Origin of the sequence: Pseudodesulfovibrio sp. S3 (assembly GCF_004025585.1) — a bacterium.
Taxonomy (GTDB): domain Bacteria; phylum Desulfobacterota; class Desulfovibrionia; order Desulfovibrionales; family Desulfovibrionaceae; genus Pseudodesulfovibrio.
Map to the genome: position 1 here is coordinate 182675 of NZ_QTZO01000005.1, position 19527 is coordinate 202201.

Genomic DNA, 19527 nt, shown 5'->3' on the forward strand with positions numbered 1-19527 from the left:
TTGGGGTATTCTCCGAATAGTATTGGGTCTGTTACAGATTTGTTTTGCGTCTGATGCAGGAAAAGGGCAGTTGCCCCCCGGCAAAGAGCGTCTTGCAGAACGGGCCGAGGTCCATTTTCCATTCCTTTCGGAGGGCCGTTATTTCGTGCAGGCCCAGAATAGGCATGGCCTTCTTGGCTGGGGCGAGACGGATGGTCCGAATGGTGCCGAGTCCTTCTCCACGCGAAAACCCCGCTTCGCTCAGAATTTCCAGACAGCGGTCCTGGTCCAGGGTATTCATGGCCAGCCCGGCATCAATCTTTGCCAATGTGGCCCGGCGCAGACCGCGCACATGATGAACCAGCCGGTCAAGGGGGGCCTCTAGATACCCCAACTCTTCAAGCAGGTTTTCGGAAAAAGCCAGCCACCCGGCCATGAACAGCGGATTGGTCACCTGGGAGAGCGGAGATTCGCCCAGAAGCCGGCGTTGTGAATCGAGCAGGTGTCGGCCTGGATAGGTCTGCGCGGCGGCCATGAAAGGGAATTCCTTGCGCATACGGGCCAGGCGGTCGGGGGTGTCCCTGAACCGGTTCCCGGAAAATAACTGCGGGCTGACGTAGCAGCGTGAAAATTCATTTTCCCATGCGCCCAGTGCCGGGTCAAGATGGATGGGGCGCAGGGTGGAAGCCATGTGCAGGGGCTGCGGGTCCACGCGCAGTCCGGTGTCGGCAAAGGTGTCCGCAAGGGGGCCGTTTTGCACGAAGCTGCGGAGCCGGTGAATCTCGCGGACGATGAGATCAAGGGCTTCCAGGTTGTCGGTGGGCGGTCCCTGATACTCGTTGTAGAGGGTTTTCCAGTCTCCCCCCCCGATTTTTGTTTGGAGCCAATGCAGGGATTGGAGCCTTCGTTCGATTTCTTCTTCGGCCAGGGCAAGGATGTCCTGCGGTGCCTTGTCCGTGCCGAATACGTTTTTTGTGATGTGCTGGAAGGATGGCCCTTCATTGTCGGGTGTCTCCGTGCGGCTGGTCACAAACCGGTCGTATTCCTTGAGAGCTTCCAGGGCGTCTGCCAGGAAGTGGGGGGCCTTGCCGACCCGGCCCAGTTGGTGATTGCCCAGCTCGGTCAGATAGCGGGCACAATCCCGTATCATGGTCTGGGAGGTGGCTCGGCTGGTGGCGCTGATGGTTTCGATGTTCCCCGGAGCGTGCTCCAGGAGGGCAGGGATGGACCGGAGTCGTTTTATGAACCGTTTTTGCCGCAGTCGATCGCTCTTGGCGGGCATGTCTGCCGCCTGTTCAAGGCCGGTAAAGGCGACGAGCAGGTAATGCTCCGGGGCCCGTTCCCAGGCCCGGATGTCGTGCAGTTCGGTGATGGCGCCGCCAACGCTCAGGGTGAGGGCGAGGGCCTCTGCTTTTTCCTCCTGTCCTGCTGCCCGGTCCGCTGCCGTAAGGAAATCCGTTTTGAAGTCGTTCAAGGCGGTCAGATGCCGTTCAATGCCTTTTGAGGAAAGGTCGTCCAGGCGATCCATCCATTTGGAGGAATCCGATACGGGCGGCATCAGGGGAAAAGCCCCGGAAGCACACATGACTGGAAAGTGCTTGGCCACGTAGGCAAAGAACTTCTTGGCGGTTTTGTTTTTCATGAGGTGGTGTGTGTTGGAGGCAGTCCGGGTCAAGTTCTGGACGCGCTAAGTAATTTCAGAGCCTTGGATGCGAGTTCTCCGAGTTCAGCCTTTGAGATCTGTTCGTCGGCCCCCACGGCAATGCCCTTGTGATGCAGGGTCTTGGTTATGATGGAAGAGCACAGGATTACCGGGAGCGTTTTCAGCAGGGCATCCTCTTTGATGTGGCGGGTGAGGGTATGCCCGTCCATGGCTGGCATTTCGATGTCTGATACGACAAGGTTGACGAAATTTTCGAGTGGTTTGTTTTCGGCTTCGGCCTTGGCCTTGAGTTTGAGCAGGTATTTCCAGGCCAGCTCCCCGTTTTCCTCGGTGTGGACCTTGAAGCCGGTTGAGGTCATGATGTTGGCGATCATCTTGCGAGCCATGTTGGAGTCGTCGACCAGGACCACCCTGATATCCTTTTGGGTGATTTCCTGTTTGACCGATTCTACGGGTTCGAGAACAGGCTCCCCCTCGGGGTTGAGTTCCATGCAGATCTTTTCCATGTCCAGGATGAAGATGATGCGGGAAGTGAATTTTACTACTCCCGTGATGGAATTGACCGTCAGTGAGGAGACATAATTGGTAGGTGCTTCGACTTCATGCCAGTTGATGCGGTGGATTCGGGTCACGCCCGAGACAAGAAAAGCGCTTTTGGTGCGGTTGAATTCGGTGACGATGACCTTGGGTGCATCGTTTTCGGAACGTTTTTTATGCAGCCAGCCTGCCAGGTCGATGAGCGGAATGATCTCGTTGCGCAGGTTGAAGGCACCCATTACCGATTCATGTGCGGCTTCGGGCATTTCCGTCAGGTTGGGCATTTGAATGATTTCCAGCACCTTGGCCACGTTGATGCCGTAATAGCCACGGTAATTCCCGGAGGCGCGCGTCTCGTCCAGATAAAACTCGACAATTTCGAGTTCGTTGGTGCCGGATTCAAGCAGGATATTGGTTTCGCTCATGAACGGTGTCTCCAGGGAAATCCACAAAGTTGGGCAGTGTCCAGACCCAATACATATACAAGGGGTTTGCCGGGCGCAACCCTGTGTGTTCGGCTCAGTGGAAATACTGACAGGGTCTATGCCTCTGTATTGTCGATTCCGTATTTCTTGATTTTGTAGTGAATGGCCCTGCGGCTGATGCCGAGCCGGTCTGCAGCCACCTTCTTGACGCCTTTTGACGCATCCAGAGCATGGATGATGGCCTCCCGTTCGCTGTCTTCCAGAGACAGGCCGTGGACTCTGGCTGCGGGTGAACCGGCAGGAGGCTCCTCGATGTTGAGATCATCGGCCTGGATGGTGTCTCCCCGACAGAAGACCAGGGCGGCCTCCAGGGTGTTCTTCAGTTCGCGGACGTTGCCGGGCCATGGGTGGGTGGTCAGGATGTCCATGGCGCCTGAAGAGATGACCACTGGAGGGCGTTCCTGATGGGCGCACAATTCGGCAACAAATCCTTTTGCCAGGGCGGGAATGTCCTCCTTGCGCTCGCGCAGGGGTGGGATGGTCAGGGTGACGACCTTGAGCCGGTAGTAGAGGTCTTCGCGGAATTGGCCTTGGGCGACCATGTGCGGCAGGTTCGCATTGGTGGCGGCAACGACTCGGCAGGTCACTGATCGTTCGGCATTGTCTCCCACCCGTCGAATGGTGCCCTCCTGTAGAAAACGGAGTAACCTGGTCTGCATGTCCGGGGAAATGTTGCCGATCTCGTCCAGAAACAGGGTGCCGCCGTCCGCCGCTTCGATCAGTCCTTTCTTGTCCTTGACCGCGTGGGTGAAGGATCCCTTGACATGTCCGAATAGTTCGCTCTCCAGCAACGTGGGCTGGGTCGAGCCGCAGTCCACCACAACGAACGGCCCGTCGGCGCGGGGGCTGGCGTCATGCAGTCTTCGCGCCGCCTTTTCCTTGCCTGTGCCGGACTCGCCGAACAATAGGACCAGGGCCGTGGACCGGGCCACGCGTTCGAGCAATTCCAGGAACCGGGCCATGGACGGGGCTTTGCCGCCCAGCAAGCCGTTTACAGCGGCCGGAGAATGTCCGGTCGGGGCCGCATCAATCGATTTCCCGCTGCTTGGGGCCGTGGTTCGGCGTTCTTCCAGCCTGGCCCTGACCCGGCGTACCAGCTCCTTGCCGTCAAAGGGCTTGGTCAGGTAGTCGGCGGCACCGGCCTGGATGGACCCGACCGCATCGGGGATGGTCCCATGGGCCGTGAGCATGATGATGGGAATGTGCGGCCAGTTTTCCATCACTTCCTTGAGCAATCCCTGGCCGCCCATGCCCGGCATCTTCACGTCGGATATGATCAGATCCACGGGCTCATAGGCCAACATTTCAAGGGCGGTTTCAGCCCGGTCGGCCAGCAGGGGGGTCAGGCCCGAGGAAAGGAGTCTGGCCTCAAGCACCTGGAGGATATTCTCGTCATCGTCCACCACCAGGATGGTCGGGATGTCAATTTTTTTGCTCATGCGATGTCCTTTGCGGGAGTGGAGGGCAGGGAAAAAAAGAAGTTCGAGCCTTGCCCTGGTTCGCTTTCTACCCAGATGCGGCCGCCGTGGGCCAAGATGATGCGCTTGGAAATGGCCAGTCCGAGTCCTGCGCCGTCAATGGAGTCACGTACCCCTGGTTCGCGGTAGTATTTATGGAAGACCCGGTCCTGTTCCTCGGGGGGAATGCCGGGACCGTTGTCCCGCACACAGAACAGGATGTCGTTGCGGCGTCCGGTTCCGGTGACGCTGACATGGCCTCCTTCCGGGGAAAACTTGATGCCGTTGCCGACCAGGTTCATGAGCACCTGACGGATGTGCCCGGTGTCCGCCGTCAGGGTCAGGGCGTCGTCGGCCTGGGATTCAAGGGTGACGGATTTGGCCCTGGCCGCAGGCAGCAGCCGTTCCAATGTGGATTCGATGAGCCGTTTCCCGTCCATGCTTTCGGGCCGGAGCACCAGCTCCTCGGACTCCATGCGGGAGACCGAGAGCAGCCGCGTCAGCAGGTCGGACAGTCGAGCCGATTCCTTTTCCGCAATCCTGAGGAACTGCCGCTGCTTTTCGTTGACCTCGCCGAAGGCGCCGGTCTCGATCAAGTCCACGGCCTCCCGGACCGAGGTCAGCGGCGTCCTGATCTCGTGGGAGAGCATGGCGATGAAGTCGGCGCGCATACGTTCCTCCCGGCGCAGACGGGCGGCCATGGCGTTGAAGGCCAGGGCGAGTTCGCCCAGTTCGTCGTTGGAAAGGATGCGTACGTCGCGGGGGGTGGCACCCGTGCCCAGTTCCCGGATGCCCGTGCGTACTTCGGCCAGGGAGCGGTTCAGGGTGTAGGCAAGGAGCAGGCTTCCTCCCACGCCCAGAATCAGGCAGGCAATGAGTCCGTACAGGCCGATATCCGCCGCCTGTTGCCCTGCTTCATGAAGCCTGGTCAGCCGGGCCTGCATGTCGGTCACGTTGTCGAGCAGGGATTGTTCCAGGATGTCGGTCCAGTCCCGGACAGTCACGTTTGGGGTCAGGTTGTCGCCCAACGTCTCGCCCGGGCCCAGGGTTATTTCGTATTCCGAAGTCAGTTCCTGCCATTCAGCCGTGTATTGGGGATGCTTTTTCAGAGTCTCGTTGAGGATTTCGCCGAACCGGGAGAGGTCTTCCACGATGAATCCGACGGCGGCTTCGTCTCCTCCCAGAAGTCGGTAGCGCCGGATGTTGTCCTGGACGCTGTAGAGCCGTTCCAGCATGCGCTGGATGGCGGAATCGAGGTCGTGGTTTTCCGTGACCAGACGGCTTGAGATCTCGGCGTCATGCCTGACCTGCCGGAAAAGATAGGCTGAGGTGGCAAAGAACAGAATGATCAGGGCGCAGGCCCATATGGTGAGCTTGGTGGCGATATTCAGGTGGCGGACCGGGGACATGCCATGTCTCTTAGTTCATTCGCGGGGCCAGGGCAATGCGCGCGGTGACGGCCTGGGAGACGATACTGCCCGCCGGACAGCGCGGTGCGGCGGGCAGTGCCTGTTGTCGTGAAAACTTCATTCAGCCTCGTATTTCAAACTTGTCGTAAACCTTGTCATATTCAATGGGGAAGCCTGCGATTTCACCCTTGTCCACAATGGGCGCTTCAGTCTTGAGGCGTTCCAGGAAAGCGGCGTAGTTGTCGTCGTCGCCCTGAAGCAGGATTTCGGCCTTGCCTTCGGCGATGTTGCGGACCCATCCGTTCAAATTGAGCCTTTGCGCGGCGTTCAGAACCCAAAGCTGAAAGTTGCCGCCGGTGACCTTGCCGTGAACAGTACACTTGTAGCTCTGCATGAGGAACCTCCGTTGCTGTTTTTCGGTATATATAAAGTATAAGATAAAAAAACGGGCATGGAAAGAGGGTGACCGTGGTGACGTTTGTCATTTCGGTGTTGCCTTGGTCTCGGGGAAAGAGTATCTTGCCTCCCTGCTCTGACCGCTTCGCATCCGTGAAGCTGAGGTTATCATATGCGCATTGTATGTTTTGTCGCTGCCTTGATAGCGGCGCTTGTCTTTTCGATTCCTGTCTGGGCCTCTCTACCCTATTACAACTCCGACATCGGGTACACTATCTGGCTGCCCAAGGGCTGGAGCGAGGTCTCGGAATGCGACCTCAAATCGGTTGAACAGGCTGGCACTCCGTTTCCTGTTCGGGGAATGATGCCCGACTGGCAGGCGGGGTATTGCAGTCCCGCCGAGGGCGGCGTTCACAGTCTGCTCGTGGAGGTCCAGCCGGGTCGGAAGATGCATGCCGCCGACATATCCAACTTCAATCGATTCATCGTCGAATCCATAAGCCGGTCAGGCCAGGCCCAGTGGCAGTTGCCCGATACGCCTCGTCTGACCCTCAAGGATGCCACCTACATTCAGGAAAAAAAGACCCTGCGGCTTGAGAGTGAGGTGGTGCATCGCGGTGAGACCATGCTCAGCCTGACCTACATCGTGTATACCAGGAAAGGCATGTTGACCTTTGTGGGGTATGTGGATCCGGGCGATGCGCAAGCCAGGAAGAGCATCGACAAAGCCGTGCTCTCTCTGTATCTGGACGACAATATCCGGTACTGATCGTTTCGTTGACAGGCCGATGTCGGGCCGGATACGATGCGCTCCGAAGTGAAAACATGGTCCCATGTGCGCATTTATTTGTCTGCGCATACGGCGTGGTCCGGGGCAGCGGCTTGGAATACCTGTTGTTTTGTCAGGCACGCCACTTGCTATTTTTTCAGCGGAGGCCCGAGTGAAGAAGATTCTTTTGGCAACAGTCCTCACTCTCATGATGCTCTCGCCGGTCCTGGCTGCGGATGTCCGCTTTCAGGCTGATCCTTTTCTCGTGGCCTCCAACCAAAACGGGCAGGGCAACAGGAAGAAAAAGGACGGGCAGACCGATCGCCAGCCTCCCATGCTCATTATCAAGGGCAAGGGCGGCAAGGTGACCGGGGTGCAACAGGAACCACCCGGCCCGAGAAAAAAGAAATAATGGTGTCAGCGCAAAAAGCCCCTGCAACCATAGGGTTGCAGGGGCTTTTTGCGCGTTTTCGACGGCGTTGGCTACTGGGCGGTTCCGCAGGTCGGAATCTGCGGATCGGTACCGCTCTCCAACAGTTTGGTGCGGTACTCCTTGACCTCGTCCAGGGAGTTCCAGCCGTCGTACATTTCCATCCATGCATTGAAGTCCATGTACTCTTCGTCGAGGTGGGATTCATGCATCTTGAGCCAGACGTTGAAAATGTACATCTCCACCTTGAAGGTGGCGTTGTCGAACACCTGGGGCAGGACGGTCGCTTCGTATTTTTGGCCGTCCAATCGGGCCGCCACAAAGGAGCAGACATTGTCCTGGGATCGCTTGTAGTCGGTGATCGCGTTGTTCACCATGTCGGCGAAGCTGTGAAAAGCAGGGTGGTCCTCCCGGAGGGCCTCCATGACGGCGTCGGGGATTTCCACCCAGAGCGCATCGTCCTTTTCGGTGACGAAATAAAACCGGATCCACTGGTCGAACTGGAATATCTCAAGGGCATCCTTGACCGCGTTTTTAATGCTGACACTTCTGATCATTATGATAATCCTCTTGGAAAAATGGCTTGGAGCAGGGAATATGGACATCAAGCGGGGCAGAGTCAAGGGAAAATCGGTTGTCGCGGGGGTAGACAAAGCGGTCGCAGTTGTTATATGAAGTGCGGCTCGCAAGAATGAAACGCCCTTACCGGGCTGAAATATCAAGGAGACAAACATGGCACGTCACAAGAAACATGAGCGCAAGAAAGAATTGGACCGTAAGCGTCATCGCCGCCAGAAGGCCATCAAGGCAGCAATCAAGGAAGCCAAGGCCGCAAAAGCCTAAGCTCGCTGTCGTCGAGCCGGTCGAATCGTTTGTGGGCACAGGGCCGACCTCAGCGTGGTGTTCGCGTCTGGGGAGGCATTGTACCTGCGGCCTCGCATCCAGTCTTGGTGAACAGTGTTCCGTTCGTAAAGTATTTTAAGTAGATAGTATTCGTCATGCCGATTTACGAGTATCAGTGTCAGTCCTGCCATTCCCTGTTCGAGGAGTGGCAGTCCGGGTTTGAAGAACAGGATATGGAATGTCCCGAGTGCGGCGGTGAGTCCAAGAGGCTCATCTCGCATTCGTCTTTTCATCTGAAGGGATCCGGCTGGTATGCCGACGGGTATGGCGGAAAGAATGCCGGGGTTAAGCCTGGCGAAGCGCAGAAGCCTGTTGAAGGGAGTGGTGGCGACAGTACACCCGAATCCAAATCCGAAGCCGCTCCGGTTTCCAAATGTCCAGTTTCTGCGGACAAATCGAGCGCAGGCTCCGCATCCTAGAGTATGCGCCAAAGGCAGCTATGGCTGCCTTTTTTTTTGGAGATCGACGCCCTTGAGTTTTATGGCTTCCTTGCCATAGTATGCCCCTGCAAGACCAAGCACCATAACGTGGAGTGTGAGAGACAATGCTTGAACGGTATTCCCGTCCGGAGATGAGAGAGTTGTGGACCCTGGAAAACAAATTTCGGGTCTGGCTTGAGGTGGAGCTGGCCGTGACCAAGGCCTGGACTGAAATGGGCGTAGTCCCCCAGGAAGCCTGTGACGAAATCCATGCCAAGGCAGACTTCGAGATCGATCGTATTCTGGAGATCGAGGAAACCACCAAGCATGACGTTATCGCCTTTTTGTCCGCAGTGGAGGAAAAGGTCGGTCCCAATTCTCGCTATATCCATCTGGGATGTACGTCCTCGGATATCGTGGACACGGCCAACGGCGTGCTCCTGACCCGCGCCGCCGACATCCTGGCTGCAGGCATCGATCGCATTCTCGGAGTGCTCAAGGACCTGGCTTATAAGCACAAGGGGCTTATCTGCATGGGCCGCACGCACGGCATCCATGCCGAGCCGACCACCTACGGCCTCAAGTTTGCCGGGTTCTATGCCGAGTTTATGCGCCACAAGGAGCGGTTCGAAGCGGCCCGAAAGAGCATCCGTGTGGGCAAGCTCTCCGGTGCAGTGGGCACTTTCGCCCATCTCAGCCCTGAACTGGAAGAACGCACCTGCGCCATTCTGGGGCTTGAGGCCGATCCCCACTCCACCCAGATCGTACAGCGCGATCGCTATGCGCAGTTTTTCACCACCCTGGCCATGCTGGCCGGAGGCATCGAGCGCCTCGGGCTGGAACTTAGGCATTTGCAGCGCACAGAGGTTTCTGAGGTGGAGGAAGGCTTCTCCAAGGGCCAGAAAGGGTCGTCGGCCATGCCGCACAAGAAGAACCCCATTTCTGCGGAGAATCTCTGCGGTCTGGCCAGGCTCATCCGGTCGAACTCCGTGGCGGCCATGGAAAATCAGGCCCTGTGGCATGAGCGTGATATTTCCCACTCCTCTGTGGAGCGGATCATCATGCCGGATACCACGGCTCTGGTGGACTACATGCTGAATCGCATGTCCGGCGTGCTGGAACTGCTGGTGGTCAAGGAGGATGTCATCGAACGCAACCTCATGAGTTCCTTCGGTCTTTTCTACTCGCAGAGGGTGCTGAACAAGCTCATCGGCACCGGCCTCAAGCGGCAGGAAGCCTATGAAATGGTTCAGAAAGTGGCCATGCGTTGCTGGGCAGGCCGCATCCAATTCGAGGATGAAGTGCGTAACGATGCGGAAGTAAACAAACATCTTGTTTCTAACGACCTTGACGAAGCTTTCGACCCCTCGTATTACAAACGATATGAGGATGTGGTTTTCAGCCGCGTCTTTGGGGGGAAGTAGGTATGACCGAGTTCAAGTCCAGGCTGGCAAAGCTGTTGCTCAGGCTTTCTTACAAGGAAGGCGACTTCACGCTGACTTCCGGCAAGAAGAGCGACTACTATTTCGATTGCAAACAGACAGCCCTGCACGCCGAGGGCGGCTATCTCATCGGGCGTCTTTTTTTCGAAATGCTCAAGGCCTATGATGTGGACGGCGTGGGCGGCATGACATTGGGCGCGGACCCACTGATCTCCGGGGTGACCGTGGTCTCCTATTTGGAAGGACGGCCGTTGCCGGGATTCATCATCCGCAAGAAATCCAAGGGGCATGGCACCGATCAATATCTTGAAGGATTGGCCAATTTCAGCAAGGGTGACAAGGTCGTCCTGCTGGAAGATGTGTGCACCACGGGGGGGACCTTGATCACGGCCGCTGAACGCGTGCGGGATGCGGGCCTTGAGATCGTCGGTGTGTTGGCCGTTCTGGATCGTGAAGAGGGCGGCAGGGAAAAACTCAAGTCGGCGGGACTGGAATTGAATTCCATCTTTACCCGTCAGGAGTTGCTGGCTGCGGGAAGGTAGACAGGCGCGTCGGGGGAGACGTCGGTTAGGTTCGGGGAAAACCTGAGCGGGAAAGTGGTAGATGCGTGTAGCAATCATTGTTCTGATTATCTTGATGACTGTGAGCGCGGCCTGTGCAGAGGGCTGGGCGCCGGTGCTTTCGTCCCATGCGTATGGCCCGGAGCGGATCATTGCCGTGGACAAGCAGTCTCAGGAATTGATCATGCTGGAACGCAAGTCGCCCTTGCACGAGGTTCGCCGCTTCCCGTGCACCACGGGACAGTCCCTCGGAGACAAGAGCGAGGAAGGCGATCTGCGCACCCCCGAAGGTATCTACTTCGTGGGGGGCCGCATCAATCGGAAGCTCGATTGGGGTCTCTACGGCAACATAGCGTATTCCTTGAATTATCCAAATCCAATAGATCGGATCAAGGGCAAGACCGGCAGCGGCATCTGGCTGCATGGTCGGGGCAAGACCTTTCTTCCGAGGGACACGCTGGGCTGCGTGGCGCTCAAGGTGCCGGACATGGAGCGCGTGGCCATGGAGGCCGCCTTCGGCACCCCTGTGGTCATTGCCAACGATCTGGACTGGTCTTCGGAGCCGGGCGAGAGCGAGGTCACGGCCCTGACCCTGGCCAAGAAGCTGGAAAGCTGGGCAACGGACTGGGGCAATAAGGACGAGGCTTTTTTTGCCTACTACGATGCCGAATCCATAGAATCGTCCGAAGGGTTGGTCTTCACGAATTTCGAGAACCACAAGCGGAACATTTTTGCGTCCCAGCCATGGATTCAGGTCATGGTCGACAATGTCCGGGCTATCCCCGGGCCCGGCTACTGGGTGACCTGGTTCGATCAGTATTATCGTGCTCCGGGAATAGCTTCGACCACCGGCAAGCGGTTTTACTGGCTCCGGGACGCGGATGGAGAATGGCGTATTGCCGGGCGCGAATACACCCCGGCGTCGGAACAGCTGGATGCCAAATACCTGGCCGCCAAGTCCGAAGAGGTCCGGGAGGTGGTGGAGTCATGGCGAACTGCCTGGCTGTCCGCCGATGTGGAAGCCTACAAGAACTTCTATGTCTCCCAGGCCGATCAGGGGGGGAGAAAGGGCGCAACCAACATTGCTGATTACAAAAAGACATTGTGGGACAAGACGCCTCCTGTTAAGCTTGAAGTTGATGGCCTGAAAGTGGCTTTGCACCCAAGGGGACTCAAGGTGGCCTTTGATCAGGTGTTTGAAGACGCCAGCGGATATGGCGATGCAGGCCGCAAGACCCTGGTCCTGATTCCGGACGGCGGTACCTGGAAAATCGGAAGTGAGGAGTGGAGACGAGGAAGATGAGCGATTCCAAGTACAGCGTACTCTTCATGCGAGACGACCGGGATGTGACCCGGTATCGCATCAGCCCTTTCTGGCTCAAGATGTTCGTCTTCAGTCAGATATTTCTGCTGCTGTGCGCTGTGGGCGGGATATACATGGGAGTTCGCGGCTTCGGGATCAACTCCAAGCTCCATTCCGAAAAAAAAGGGCTTGAACAGCGCCTGGTGGACGCGGAGGTCCGGCTGGAGCGGCTGGGCAACATGGAAAAGATTCTCGAATCCTATGATCCCACGGAGTTGCAGTCCCTGCTCTCCGCCGCCACCACCGAGGCGGAGCAGCCAGAGACCAAAGAAGATGTGGATCTCAACAAGCTTTTTGCTCGCATCGACACACGACAGGTCGGTGTGGAAAACATGCAGGCCAAGCTGACGGGCAGCAAGCTTTCCGTCTCATTTGAACTGAACAACCTTCAGGCCTCCAAGTCCATGGCCGGACAGGCGGACTTCATCTATCTGACCAAGGCAGGCAAGGTCGTGGATGTCGAAACCAATAAAACCGATCTGTCATTCCAGATTCAACGATTCAAGCGCATTCAGACAGACTTCCTTCTCCCCGAGGGGATGGACAAGAAGGATCTCTTCGGGTTGCGTCTTGAGATCAGGGGAAAGGACGGGGATGTCATTTTCGCCGAAACATATCCCTTCTATCACATTCTGGCATCCTAGCCGATTGGACGATACCGGCGCTGTTGAAGCGTTGTCCCCCCCCCTTCTCGTATGGAGTGCGCTTCAATTTTCGTTGTGCTGTGACACCTTTTACGGCCGTCAGGACCGTCTGATAGTTGGGAATACCGGAGATAATTGGTGAAAGGGATGCGAATCAAGTTTTTTCTGGCAACACTCTTCCTGCTGACAATGGGCACTCACGCGGTGGCCGGTTCCTGGGAACATGCTTTCTTCACAGGTACCCAGTATCCGCTCAGGGTAGTCTATCTCCAGGGTGAACTGCCCGGTCCCACCATCATGGTTCAGGGCGGCATCCAGGGGGATGAAACATCCGGGTTCGTTACCGCACAACTCTTGACCCAGGCGAAAGTCCTTCGCGGCAACGTCATCGTGCTGCCCCGGGCCAACGTTCCCTCCATCAATCTGTGCAAGAGGCAGATCAACGTCGACATGAATCGGCGGTTTGACCAGAATTACAACCGGTTTTACGAGGACCGCGTGGCTCGGGTGATCCGCTTCCTGTTGGCGCAATCAGACGCCTTCATCCATCTTCACGAGGGCAGCGGTTTCTACAACCCCACCTACGTGGACAATTTGCGCAACCCCAAGCGATACGGTCAGTCCATCATCGTGGACACCCTGGTCTATGACAAGATCGATTTGGAACAGACCGTCAATTCCGTTTTGACGGAACTCAACGGCAAGATCGGTTTCAGCGATTACCAGTTCAAACTTTTCAATACACGGACCTTTGACAAGGGAACGGACTACCCGGAAATGCGCAAGTCACTGACCTGCTATGCCTTGGCCGAACACGGTATTCCGGCCATGGCCGTGGAGGTCTCCAAGTCCATCCGCCAGATCGACTGGAAGGTCCGTCAGCAGTTGTCGGCCACCGTCATGCTGCTCCACCGGCTGGGTGTGGAAGTCACGCCGCCCGATTTTTCCGACGAGGACGTGCTTGCTTACGCCCTCAAGGGAGTAAAGGTCAGCGTCAACGGGCGGCTCCTGGAGTCCAGTTCCGTCATCAACATGGTTCCAGGTTCGACCCTGACCGTGAAGTCCATTTCTTCCGGGTTACGCGAATTTTCACCCGAGTTGGCCCTGTTCGCATCGGACCGTCCCGGCGTGAACCTGATTAATGCCCAGCGCATGGCCCTGGAACCGTTCAGCGAGTTGGAATTGCGCTCGGACGGCAAGCAGGTGGCAACGGCCCAGGTCCGCTGGACCGGCAAACTGCCGTCTTCGGCGGGTGATGACAAGCCCGCGTTCGTCTGCTGGCTCAACGGCAATCCGGTGTTCGTGCGTGACGGCGAAGTCCTTCATACCGTGCTGGGAGATCAGCTCATCCTTGAAGGGGTGTGGGGAAGCGATCTCAAGGAGATCGTCAATTTGAAGGGGTTCGTTGCCATTCCCTGGGCCAACAACGGTCAGGACATGGGGTGGGAGATCATCCTCGACCCCGATAATTTCATGGGAAAATACGCCATGGCGACCGATCGGCCGGACGCGACCCGGTTCAAGGTGGTCCGCGAGACCCCCGGGGTGCCCAGCGCCTCGTTCTATGTGGACATCGTGCCGCGCAAGGTGCTCGCACTCAGGCTGGCCGACAAGCGCGGCCAGAACCTCCTCATCCCCTGGACCTCAGGCGGCAGTTACCGGCTGCCCGCAGGAGAGTACGTGCTTGAGGCGGCCTGGAGCAACGGTCCGGGCAACAAGCTCATGGCCACAGCCGGGGACATGCCCTTGTCCGAAGGGGAGAGCTTTACCGTGAAGATAGGTAATCCGCTGCCCTTGACTGTCCGTCAGGCAACCACCTTTGACGGTCTTGGCACCATGACCTTTACCGCAGGCAGTTTCGCGGAACTCCCCTCGGCTATCAATTGATGCCCACTCATTAGAAATTTATATGATGCAGGAAAACCCCGGAAGATAACTTCCGGGGTTTTTCATTGTGATTTGCTCTGTTCCACACCCTGGCAGAAGCCGGTTCTGGCGGCTCGTGTCCTATTGTTGAACTACAGCTTCATGTCGCCGGTGGAGAATTTCTTTTCCAGTATGTTGGAAAGCTGAATGAGCGGGTAGCAGACTGCGAAGTAGAGCAGTCCGACAAGTCCGAACACCATGATGCCTTCCGGTACGCGCTGAACGGTGAGCCAACCTGCGCGGGTGATGTCCGTCAGGCCGATGACTGAGACGATGGACGAGTCCTTGATGAGCAGCACGTACTGGCCGACAAGGGCGGGCAGGGCCATGCGCAGGGCTTGCGGCAGGATGACCAGGCGCATGGCCTGGCTACGGGTGTGGCCCAGTGACCGGCACGCCTCTTCCTGGCCCGGGGGCACGGCCTGAATGGCTGCCGATACGATCTCGCAGATGTAGGAACCCGCGTAGATGGTCAGGCTGACCACCGCAGCCGTGAAGGCCTCCATCTGCAATCCGAATTCCGGCAGGATGAAGAATATGATGAACAACTGGACCAGAAACGGTGTGCCGCGCATGAAATCCACGTAAAGCGACAGGATGCGGGACAGGAACGTGCCTCTGTTCGAGCGCAGAATGCCGGCGATGGTCCCGATGACGGTGCCGCCGACAAGGCTCAGGGCGGAGACCGCCACGGTCATGCCCATGCCTTTGTAGAACATGGGCATGCTGTTCATGAGTTGATCGAAATAGAAACCCCACATGGTTTATGCGCTCCTGAAGCGCATCATGCGCATCTGATAGAATTTGCTCAGCCCCTTGAGCACGTAGTAAACGAGCAGGTACAGGGCGGCCACGGTCAGGAAGGCTTCGGACGGCATGAATCGCTCGGAGTTCAGAATCTGCCCTGCGCGCGTCAGTTCCATCACCGAGATGAGGGACAGGACAGCGGAGTCCTTGACCAGGACTATGGCCTGACCGAGCATTGTGGGCAGTGTGTTGGCGAGAGCCTGGGGCAAAAGGATGTAGAAAAAGCGTTGGTAGACATTGAACCCCTGTCCCATGGCGGCTTCCACCTGGCCGCCAGGAATGCCTTTGATCCCGGCGCGCAGGATCTCTGCCACATATGCTCCCGAATTGACGGAAAGAGCCACGATGCCGGTGGTCAGTTCGCTTACCTGAATTCCCAGCGACGGGAGCCCGAAATAGAGAAAATAGAGTTGGGCCAGAAGGGGCGTGGAGCGGATTACCTCGATGAAGACCACGGCCGGAGCAGACAGTATCCTGATGCCTGAGATACGGCAGGAACAGGCGATCATGCCCACGATGAGCGAGCCTATGATGCCGACCAGTGAAATCCAGACAGTCTGGTACAGCCCGTCCATGAAGAGGGGCATGTACTCCCATATGATGCGAAAATTGAAATATTCGAGCATGTGCGCTGAATCCGTATGGAGATGCGCCATGCCCCCGGCGGGACATGGCGCATCGCTGACGGTCTAGTGATCTTTTTCCCAGGCCTTGGACTCGACCCAGTATTTGATGTTTTCGTCGTAGCGGCCGTCGGATTTCACCCAGCCGAAGAAGAGGTTGATCCATTGGCGCAGGTTCTCGTCTTCATGACGGACGGCAAAGGCCAGGGGCTGCTTGGACATGATGTCGCCCACGAATTTCATGGAGTTCGGGGGGAAGGAGGCCATGCTGCCTGCGATGGAGGTGTTGTCGTTGACGGCCACGTCAGCCTTGCCTGCCATGAGGGCATTGAGGAGCATGGGGCCGCCGCCCTTGTATGATTTGATTTCAGCATTGGGGAAGAGGCGCTTGGCGTCCACTTCGCCGGTACCGCCGAGCAGTACGGCGACTTTCATGCCTTTCTTGTTGATCTGCTCCCAGCTGGTGATGGTGGAGTCGGCTTTGACCACGGCCACCGAGCCGGAGAAGTAGAAGGGATCGGAGAAAGAGACTTTGAGGGCGCGTTGCAGGTTGGCTGTCATGTCGGCAGCCAGCATGTCGGCTTTGCCGGACAGCAGGGCCGGAATCAGCCCGTCCCAATCGTAGTCCAGAAATTTGATTTCAACGCCCATTTCCTTGGCCATCAGGCGGCAGAATTCAACGGAAGAGCCGGTGCGCTCACCGTTTTTGTCCACAAAACTGAACGGGGGACACTGGGTCTGGACGGCGACGCGCAGTTCACCGCGCTTGACGATTTCAGCCAGGGAGTCGGCAGACGCTGTGGCTGCCATGGCCAGGAGCATGCAGAGCATGAGGGCCAGGCACGTAGTAAGACGTTTCATTATTCCTCCTCAAATGTTCAACGAAAAATCTGATCCGAAAAGTGATTCGTGGTCAGCACCATAGTAGGCGGATTCAGCCACGAAGAAGGCTAATGGAAGTAAAGGGGTTTTGCAAGAGCGGTGCAATTGTTTTCGGATGTGAGATCAAGGAATTCCGATAGATCCAAGGGAGGGAGCCGGAAGGCTCCCTATGCCGGGTCCACCAGAACGGCGACCACGTCCATGACATTGGTGCGGGTCGGGCCGGTCATGACCAGTGTGCCTGCATCGGCAAGGAACGCGTATGCGTTGTTGTCTTCGAGGTAGGTGCGGGCTGCTTGCGCCAAGGGGCCGGATCGGGCCACGGTGTCCGGGAAGGCCATGGCCCCCGCCGCATCGGTCGGGCCGTCTGTGCCGTCCGTTCCAAGACTCAGGATTGCCAGGCGTTCACCCATTTTACCCATTTGTGCAATCTCCACGGCGGCTGCCAGGGCCAGTTCCTGATTGCGTCCGCCCTTGCCCTTGCCCCGGATGGTGACCGTGGTTTCTCCTCCGGCCAGAAGGCAGACCGGTTCTCCTGATCCGTGTTGGCCTCGGCAGTATCCTTGGGCCAGCCGAACGAGCCGGGCGGCCACATCCCTGGCTTCCCCCTCCATGGCAGAGTCGACCACAACAGGGGTATAGCCCAGTTTCCTGGCCGCTTGGGCAGCGCCGTTCAGGGCCATGGCATTGCCTGCCACGATGACGTTGTGGACGCGGTCGAAACAGGAATCTCCGGCCTTGCGGGTCTCGGGCACAAGCCCTGCGCATCCGTCGTTGACCGCCTTGACCACTGCGTCCGGCATGTGGCCGCAGAGGCGATACTTGTCCAGGATGGTCCGGCAGTCGAGAAAGGAGGAGTCGTCCGGAGCGGTGGGGCCGGACCCGATAACGTCAAGATGGTCGCCGACCACGTCCGATATGATCAGGGTGATGACCGTGGACGGTTCCAGGGCCTTGGCGAAGTGGCCGCCCTTGAATCGGGAGAGATGCTTTCTTATGGCGTTGATCTCGTTGATCGTCGCTCCACACCCCAGCAGACTGCCCGTGGTTGCCTGCTTGTCGGCCAGGCTGACCGGTTGGCGCGGTGCAGGGATGATGGCGCTGGCTCCGCCGGACAGCAGGCAGAAGACCAGATCGTGCTTCGTGGTCTCTCGGGCCAGTTCGAGCATTCTCCTTGAGGCCAGTTCGCCGGCCCGGTCCGGCACCGGGTGTCCGGCCTCCATGACCACGGTCTTTTCCAGCTCCAGGCCGTGGCCGTATTTCGTGGCCACGATGCCGCGATGCAGCCGGTCGCCGAGGATGTCCTCCATGGTGTGGGCCATGGCAGCCGAGGCTTTTCCCGCGCCTGTCAGGAATATCCGGTCATGGGCTGAGAGGTCGTATGTACGTCCACCCACGGTCAGTTTATCGTCTTCCAGGGCCAGGGCGGCGCGCAGGGCCGGGGCGGGTGCCACTGCCTCCAGGGCCATTTCGACAATTTTCAGGAGGTGGGCCTTCTGTTTGGTATATGCGGTCATGTCGGTATGTAACGTCCCTGTAGCTGTCCCGGCCTGCTAACCATAGATTTCGGGATTGAGGCAGGTTTCCGGTTTTTGCCCCTTGAGCATGGCGATGAGGTTGCGTGCGGCCAGGGTGGCCATGTCCGTCCTCGATGAAGCGGTCGCGGAGCCGATGTGGGGGAGTACCACCACGTTGTCCAGTTGGGCGAGGCCCGGTGCCATGGCCGGTTCGTTCTCGAACACGTCCAGCCCCGCACCGGCGATTTCGCCTGCGCGAAGGGCGGCCACCAGGTCGTCTTCCTTGATGATCGGTCCCCGCGCCGTGTTTACAAGATAAGCGGTTTTTTTCATGCGTGAAAAAGCGCTCGCGTCGAACAGATGCCGGGTCTGCGGCGTCAGGGGGGTGTGGATGGAGATGAAGTCGGACTTGGTCAGCAGTTGGTCGAAGGAAACGAGCTTGGCGTTCATTTCCGATTCGAGCACGCCGTTTTTGCGGTTCGATGAACTGGTGTAGAGGACATTCATGCCGAATCCCCTGGACATCAGCGCCGTGGCCGTGCCGATGCGGCCCGCACCCACGATGCCGAGAGTCTTGCCGGAAATGTCGCCGCCGATGAATTGCATCGGTCCCCAACCCGTCCAGGAGCCGGAACGCATGATCCGGTCGGTCTCAGTCACGCGCCTGGCCACGCTGAAGATCAGTGCCCAGGCGCATTCGGCGGTGGCGTTGGTCAGCACGCCGGGCGTATTGGACACCGGCAGCCCGCGGCGCGTGGCCTCGGGTACGTCGATGTTGTCGAAACCCACGGCGTAGTTGGCGTACCCTTTGAGATTCGTGGCCGCGTCAAAGAATTCGGCGTCGATCCTGTCGGTCAAAAGACCCATGACGCCGTCGCATCCGGCGGCCTTTTCCAGGAGTTGCTTCCGGGGAAGCGGGGCGTCGACAGGGTTGATCTCCACGTCGGCCACGCGCCGGAGCAGGTCTATGCCCGCCTGCGGAATCCGCCGGGTGATGTAAATCTTGAATCTGTCCATGGATGACTCCTTGCAGTTGTCTTTAAGCATGAGTGGCAATGTGCCCGGAGTCAATGGGTCTCGGGTCTTCCTTGATCGGACCTCAATCAGACAGCGGACGAGACAGCCTATACTACTTGACGGAACGTGCAACGAAAAATCCCCTGCAAACGGTGTTTGCAGGGGATTTGACTATCGTGGTGCGCCCGGCACGATTCGAACGTGCGATCTTTCGGTTCGTAGCCGAATGCTCTATCCAGCTGAGCCACGGGCGCACAAAGGAAGAGTCTGTTTATGCCCATGTGCTTGGGACGTCAAGC

19 protein-coding genes and 1 tRNA gene are annotated in these 19527 nt (G+C 58.0%); 8 read left to right on the forward strand and 12 right to left on the reverse strand.

Going from position 1 to position 19527, the window contains the following annotated elements; genetic code table 11:
* Positions 1 to 31: 31 nt before the first annotated feature.
* From DWB63_RS07765 to DWB63_RS07785, 5 genes are all read right to left on the reverse strand, one after another.
* On the reverse strand, positions 32 to 1621 hold the full coding sequence (locus tag DWB63_RS07765; RefSeq protein WP_128328250.1) for a DUF885 family protein: 1590 nt from the start codon (positions 1619 to 1621) through the stop codon (positions 32 to 34).
* Between the two features lie 29 nt (positions 1622 to 1650).
* Positions 1651 to 2604 carry a chemotaxis protein gene (locus DWB63_RS07770; RefSeq protein ID WP_128328251.1) on the reverse strand — a complete coding sequence of 318 codons (954 nt, stop codon included), beginning with the start codon at positions 2602 to 2604 and terminating at the stop codon, positions 1651 to 1653.
* A gap of 116 nt (positions 2605 to 2720) precedes the next feature.
* Positions 2721 to 4103 carry a sigma-54 dependent transcriptional regulator gene (locus DWB63_RS07775; RefSeq protein WP_128328252.1) on the reverse strand — a complete coding sequence of 461 codons (1383 nt, stop codon included), beginning with the start codon at positions 4101 to 4103 and terminating at the stop codon, positions 2721 to 2723.
* Positions 4100 to 5530 (reverse strand): HAMP domain-containing sensor histidine kinase, encoded by a 1431-nt coding sequence (locus DWB63_RS07780; protein WP_128328253.1) that lies wholly within the window; start codon positions 5528 to 5530, stop codon positions 4100 to 4102. The genes DWB63_RS07775 and DWB63_RS07780 overlap by 4 nt, the downstream gene beginning before the upstream one ends.
* A 121-nt stretch (positions 5531 to 5651) precedes the next feature.
* Positions 5652 to 5924 carry an acylphosphatase gene (locus tag DWB63_RS07785; protein ID WP_128328254.1) on the reverse strand — a complete coding sequence of 91 codons (273 nt, stop codon included), beginning with the start codon at positions 5922 to 5924 and terminating at the stop codon, positions 5652 to 5654.
* A 174-nt stretch (positions 5925 to 6098) separates the two neighbouring features.
* On the opposite strand from DWB63_RS07785, the gene DWB63_RS07790 reads away from it, so the two are divergent.
* Both DWB63_RS07790 and DWB63_RS07795 read left to right on the forward strand, forming a co-directional pair.
* Positions 6099 to 6695, forward strand: a complete 597-nt coding sequence (locus DWB63_RS07790) for a hypothetical protein (RefSeq protein WP_128328255.1) — start codon at positions 6099 to 6101, stop codon at positions 6693 to 6695.
* A gap of 172 nt (positions 6696 to 6867) precedes the next feature.
* Positions 6868 to 7107, forward strand: a complete 240-nt coding sequence (locus DWB63_RS07795) for a hypothetical protein (protein ID WP_128328256.1) — start codon at positions 6868 to 6870, stop codon at positions 7105 to 7107.
* Positions 7108 to 7178: 71 nt separating this feature from the next.
* Here the strand turns inward: DWB63_RS07795 and DWB63_RS07800 are convergent, their stop codons facing one another.
* Complete coding sequence (locus DWB63_RS07800) at positions 7179 to 7682, reverse strand: hypothetical protein (protein WP_128328257.1); 504 nt, start codon at positions 7680 to 7682, stop codon at positions 7179 to 7181.
* A 441-nt stretch (positions 7683 to 8123) separates the two neighbouring features.
* Between DWB63_RS07800 and DWB63_RS07805 the strand changes: the two genes are divergently transcribed.
* The 6 genes from DWB63_RS07805 to DWB63_RS07830 all read left to right on the forward strand — a co-directional run bounded on the left by DWB63_RS07805 (position 8124) and on the right by DWB63_RS07830 (position 14343).
* Entirely contained in the window at positions 8124 to 8447 is a 324-nt protein-coding gene (locus DWB63_RS07805; protein ID WP_128328258.1) for a zinc ribbon domain-containing protein, read from the forward strand.
* 125 nt (positions 8448 to 8572) lie between these two features.
* A complete protein-coding gene (gene purB / locus DWB63_RS07810; RefSeq protein WP_128328259.1) occupies positions 8573 to 9871 on the forward strand; it encodes an adenylosuccinate lyase in 1299 nt (432 codons plus the stop codon).
* A 2-nt stretch (positions 9872 to 9873) separates the two neighbouring features.
* On the forward strand, positions 9874 to 10431 hold the full coding sequence (gene pyrE / locus DWB63_RS07815) for an orotate phosphoribosyltransferase (RefSeq protein ID WP_128328260.1): 558 nt from the start codon (positions 9874 to 9876) through the stop codon (positions 10429 to 10431).
* Positions 10432 to 10492: 61 nt separating this feature from the next.
* A complete protein-coding gene (locus DWB63_RS07820; RefSeq protein WP_128328261.1) occupies positions 10493 to 11752 on the forward strand; it encodes a L,D-transpeptidase family protein in 1260 nt (419 codons plus the stop codon).
* Positions 11749 to 12456, forward strand: a complete 708-nt coding sequence (locus DWB63_RS07825) for a hypothetical protein (protein WP_128328262.1) — start codon at positions 11749 to 11751, stop codon at positions 12454 to 12456. Before DWB63_RS07820 ends, DWB63_RS07825 begins: the two co-directional genes overlap by 4 nt.
* A gap of 147 nt (positions 12457 to 12603) precedes the next feature.
* Positions 12604 to 14343 carry a M14/M99 family metallopeptidase gene (locus tag DWB63_RS07830; protein ID WP_128328263.1) on the forward strand — a complete coding sequence of 580 codons (1740 nt, stop codon included), beginning with the start codon at positions 12604 to 12606 and terminating at the stop codon, positions 14341 to 14343.
* 131 nt (positions 14344 to 14474) lie between these two features.
* On the opposite strand, the gene DWB63_RS07835 is transcribed toward DWB63_RS07830, so the two are convergent.
* The 6 genes from DWB63_RS07835 to DWB63_RS07860 form a co-directional block, all read right to left on the reverse strand.
* The gene (locus tag DWB63_RS07835; RefSeq protein WP_128328264.1) at positions 14475 to 15143 is read right to left on the reverse strand and encodes an amino acid ABC transporter permease; all 669 of its coding nucleotides are present in this window, start codon (positions 15141 to 15143) and stop codon (positions 14475 to 14477) included.
* Positions 15144 to 15146: 3 nt separating this feature from the next.
* A complete protein-coding gene (locus tag DWB63_RS07840) occupies positions 15147 to 15815 on the reverse strand; it encodes an amino acid ABC transporter permease (protein ID WP_128328265.1) in 669 nt (222 codons plus the stop codon).
* Positions 15816 to 15878: 63 nt separating this feature from the next.
* On the reverse strand, positions 15879 to 16673 hold the full coding sequence (locus tag DWB63_RS07845; protein ID WP_206613145.1) for an ABC transporter substrate-binding protein: 795 nt from the start codon (positions 16671 to 16673) through the stop codon (positions 15879 to 15881).
* A 188-nt stretch (positions 16674 to 16861) separates the two neighbouring features.
* On the reverse strand, positions 16862 to 18211 hold the full coding sequence (locus DWB63_RS07850) for a glycerate kinase (RefSeq protein WP_128328266.1): 1350 nt from the start codon (positions 18209 to 18211) through the stop codon (positions 16862 to 16864).
* A gap of 36 nt (positions 18212 to 18247) precedes the next feature.
* Positions 18248 to 19228, reverse strand: a complete 981-nt coding sequence (locus tag DWB63_RS07855) for a D-glycerate dehydrogenase (RefSeq protein WP_128328267.1) — start codon at positions 19226 to 19228, stop codon at positions 18248 to 18250.
* Positions 19229 to 19405: 177 nt separating this feature from the next.
* Positions 19406 to 19482 (reverse strand) — tRNA-Arg (locus DWB63_RS07860).
* Positions 19483 to 19527: the final 45 nt, after the last annotated feature.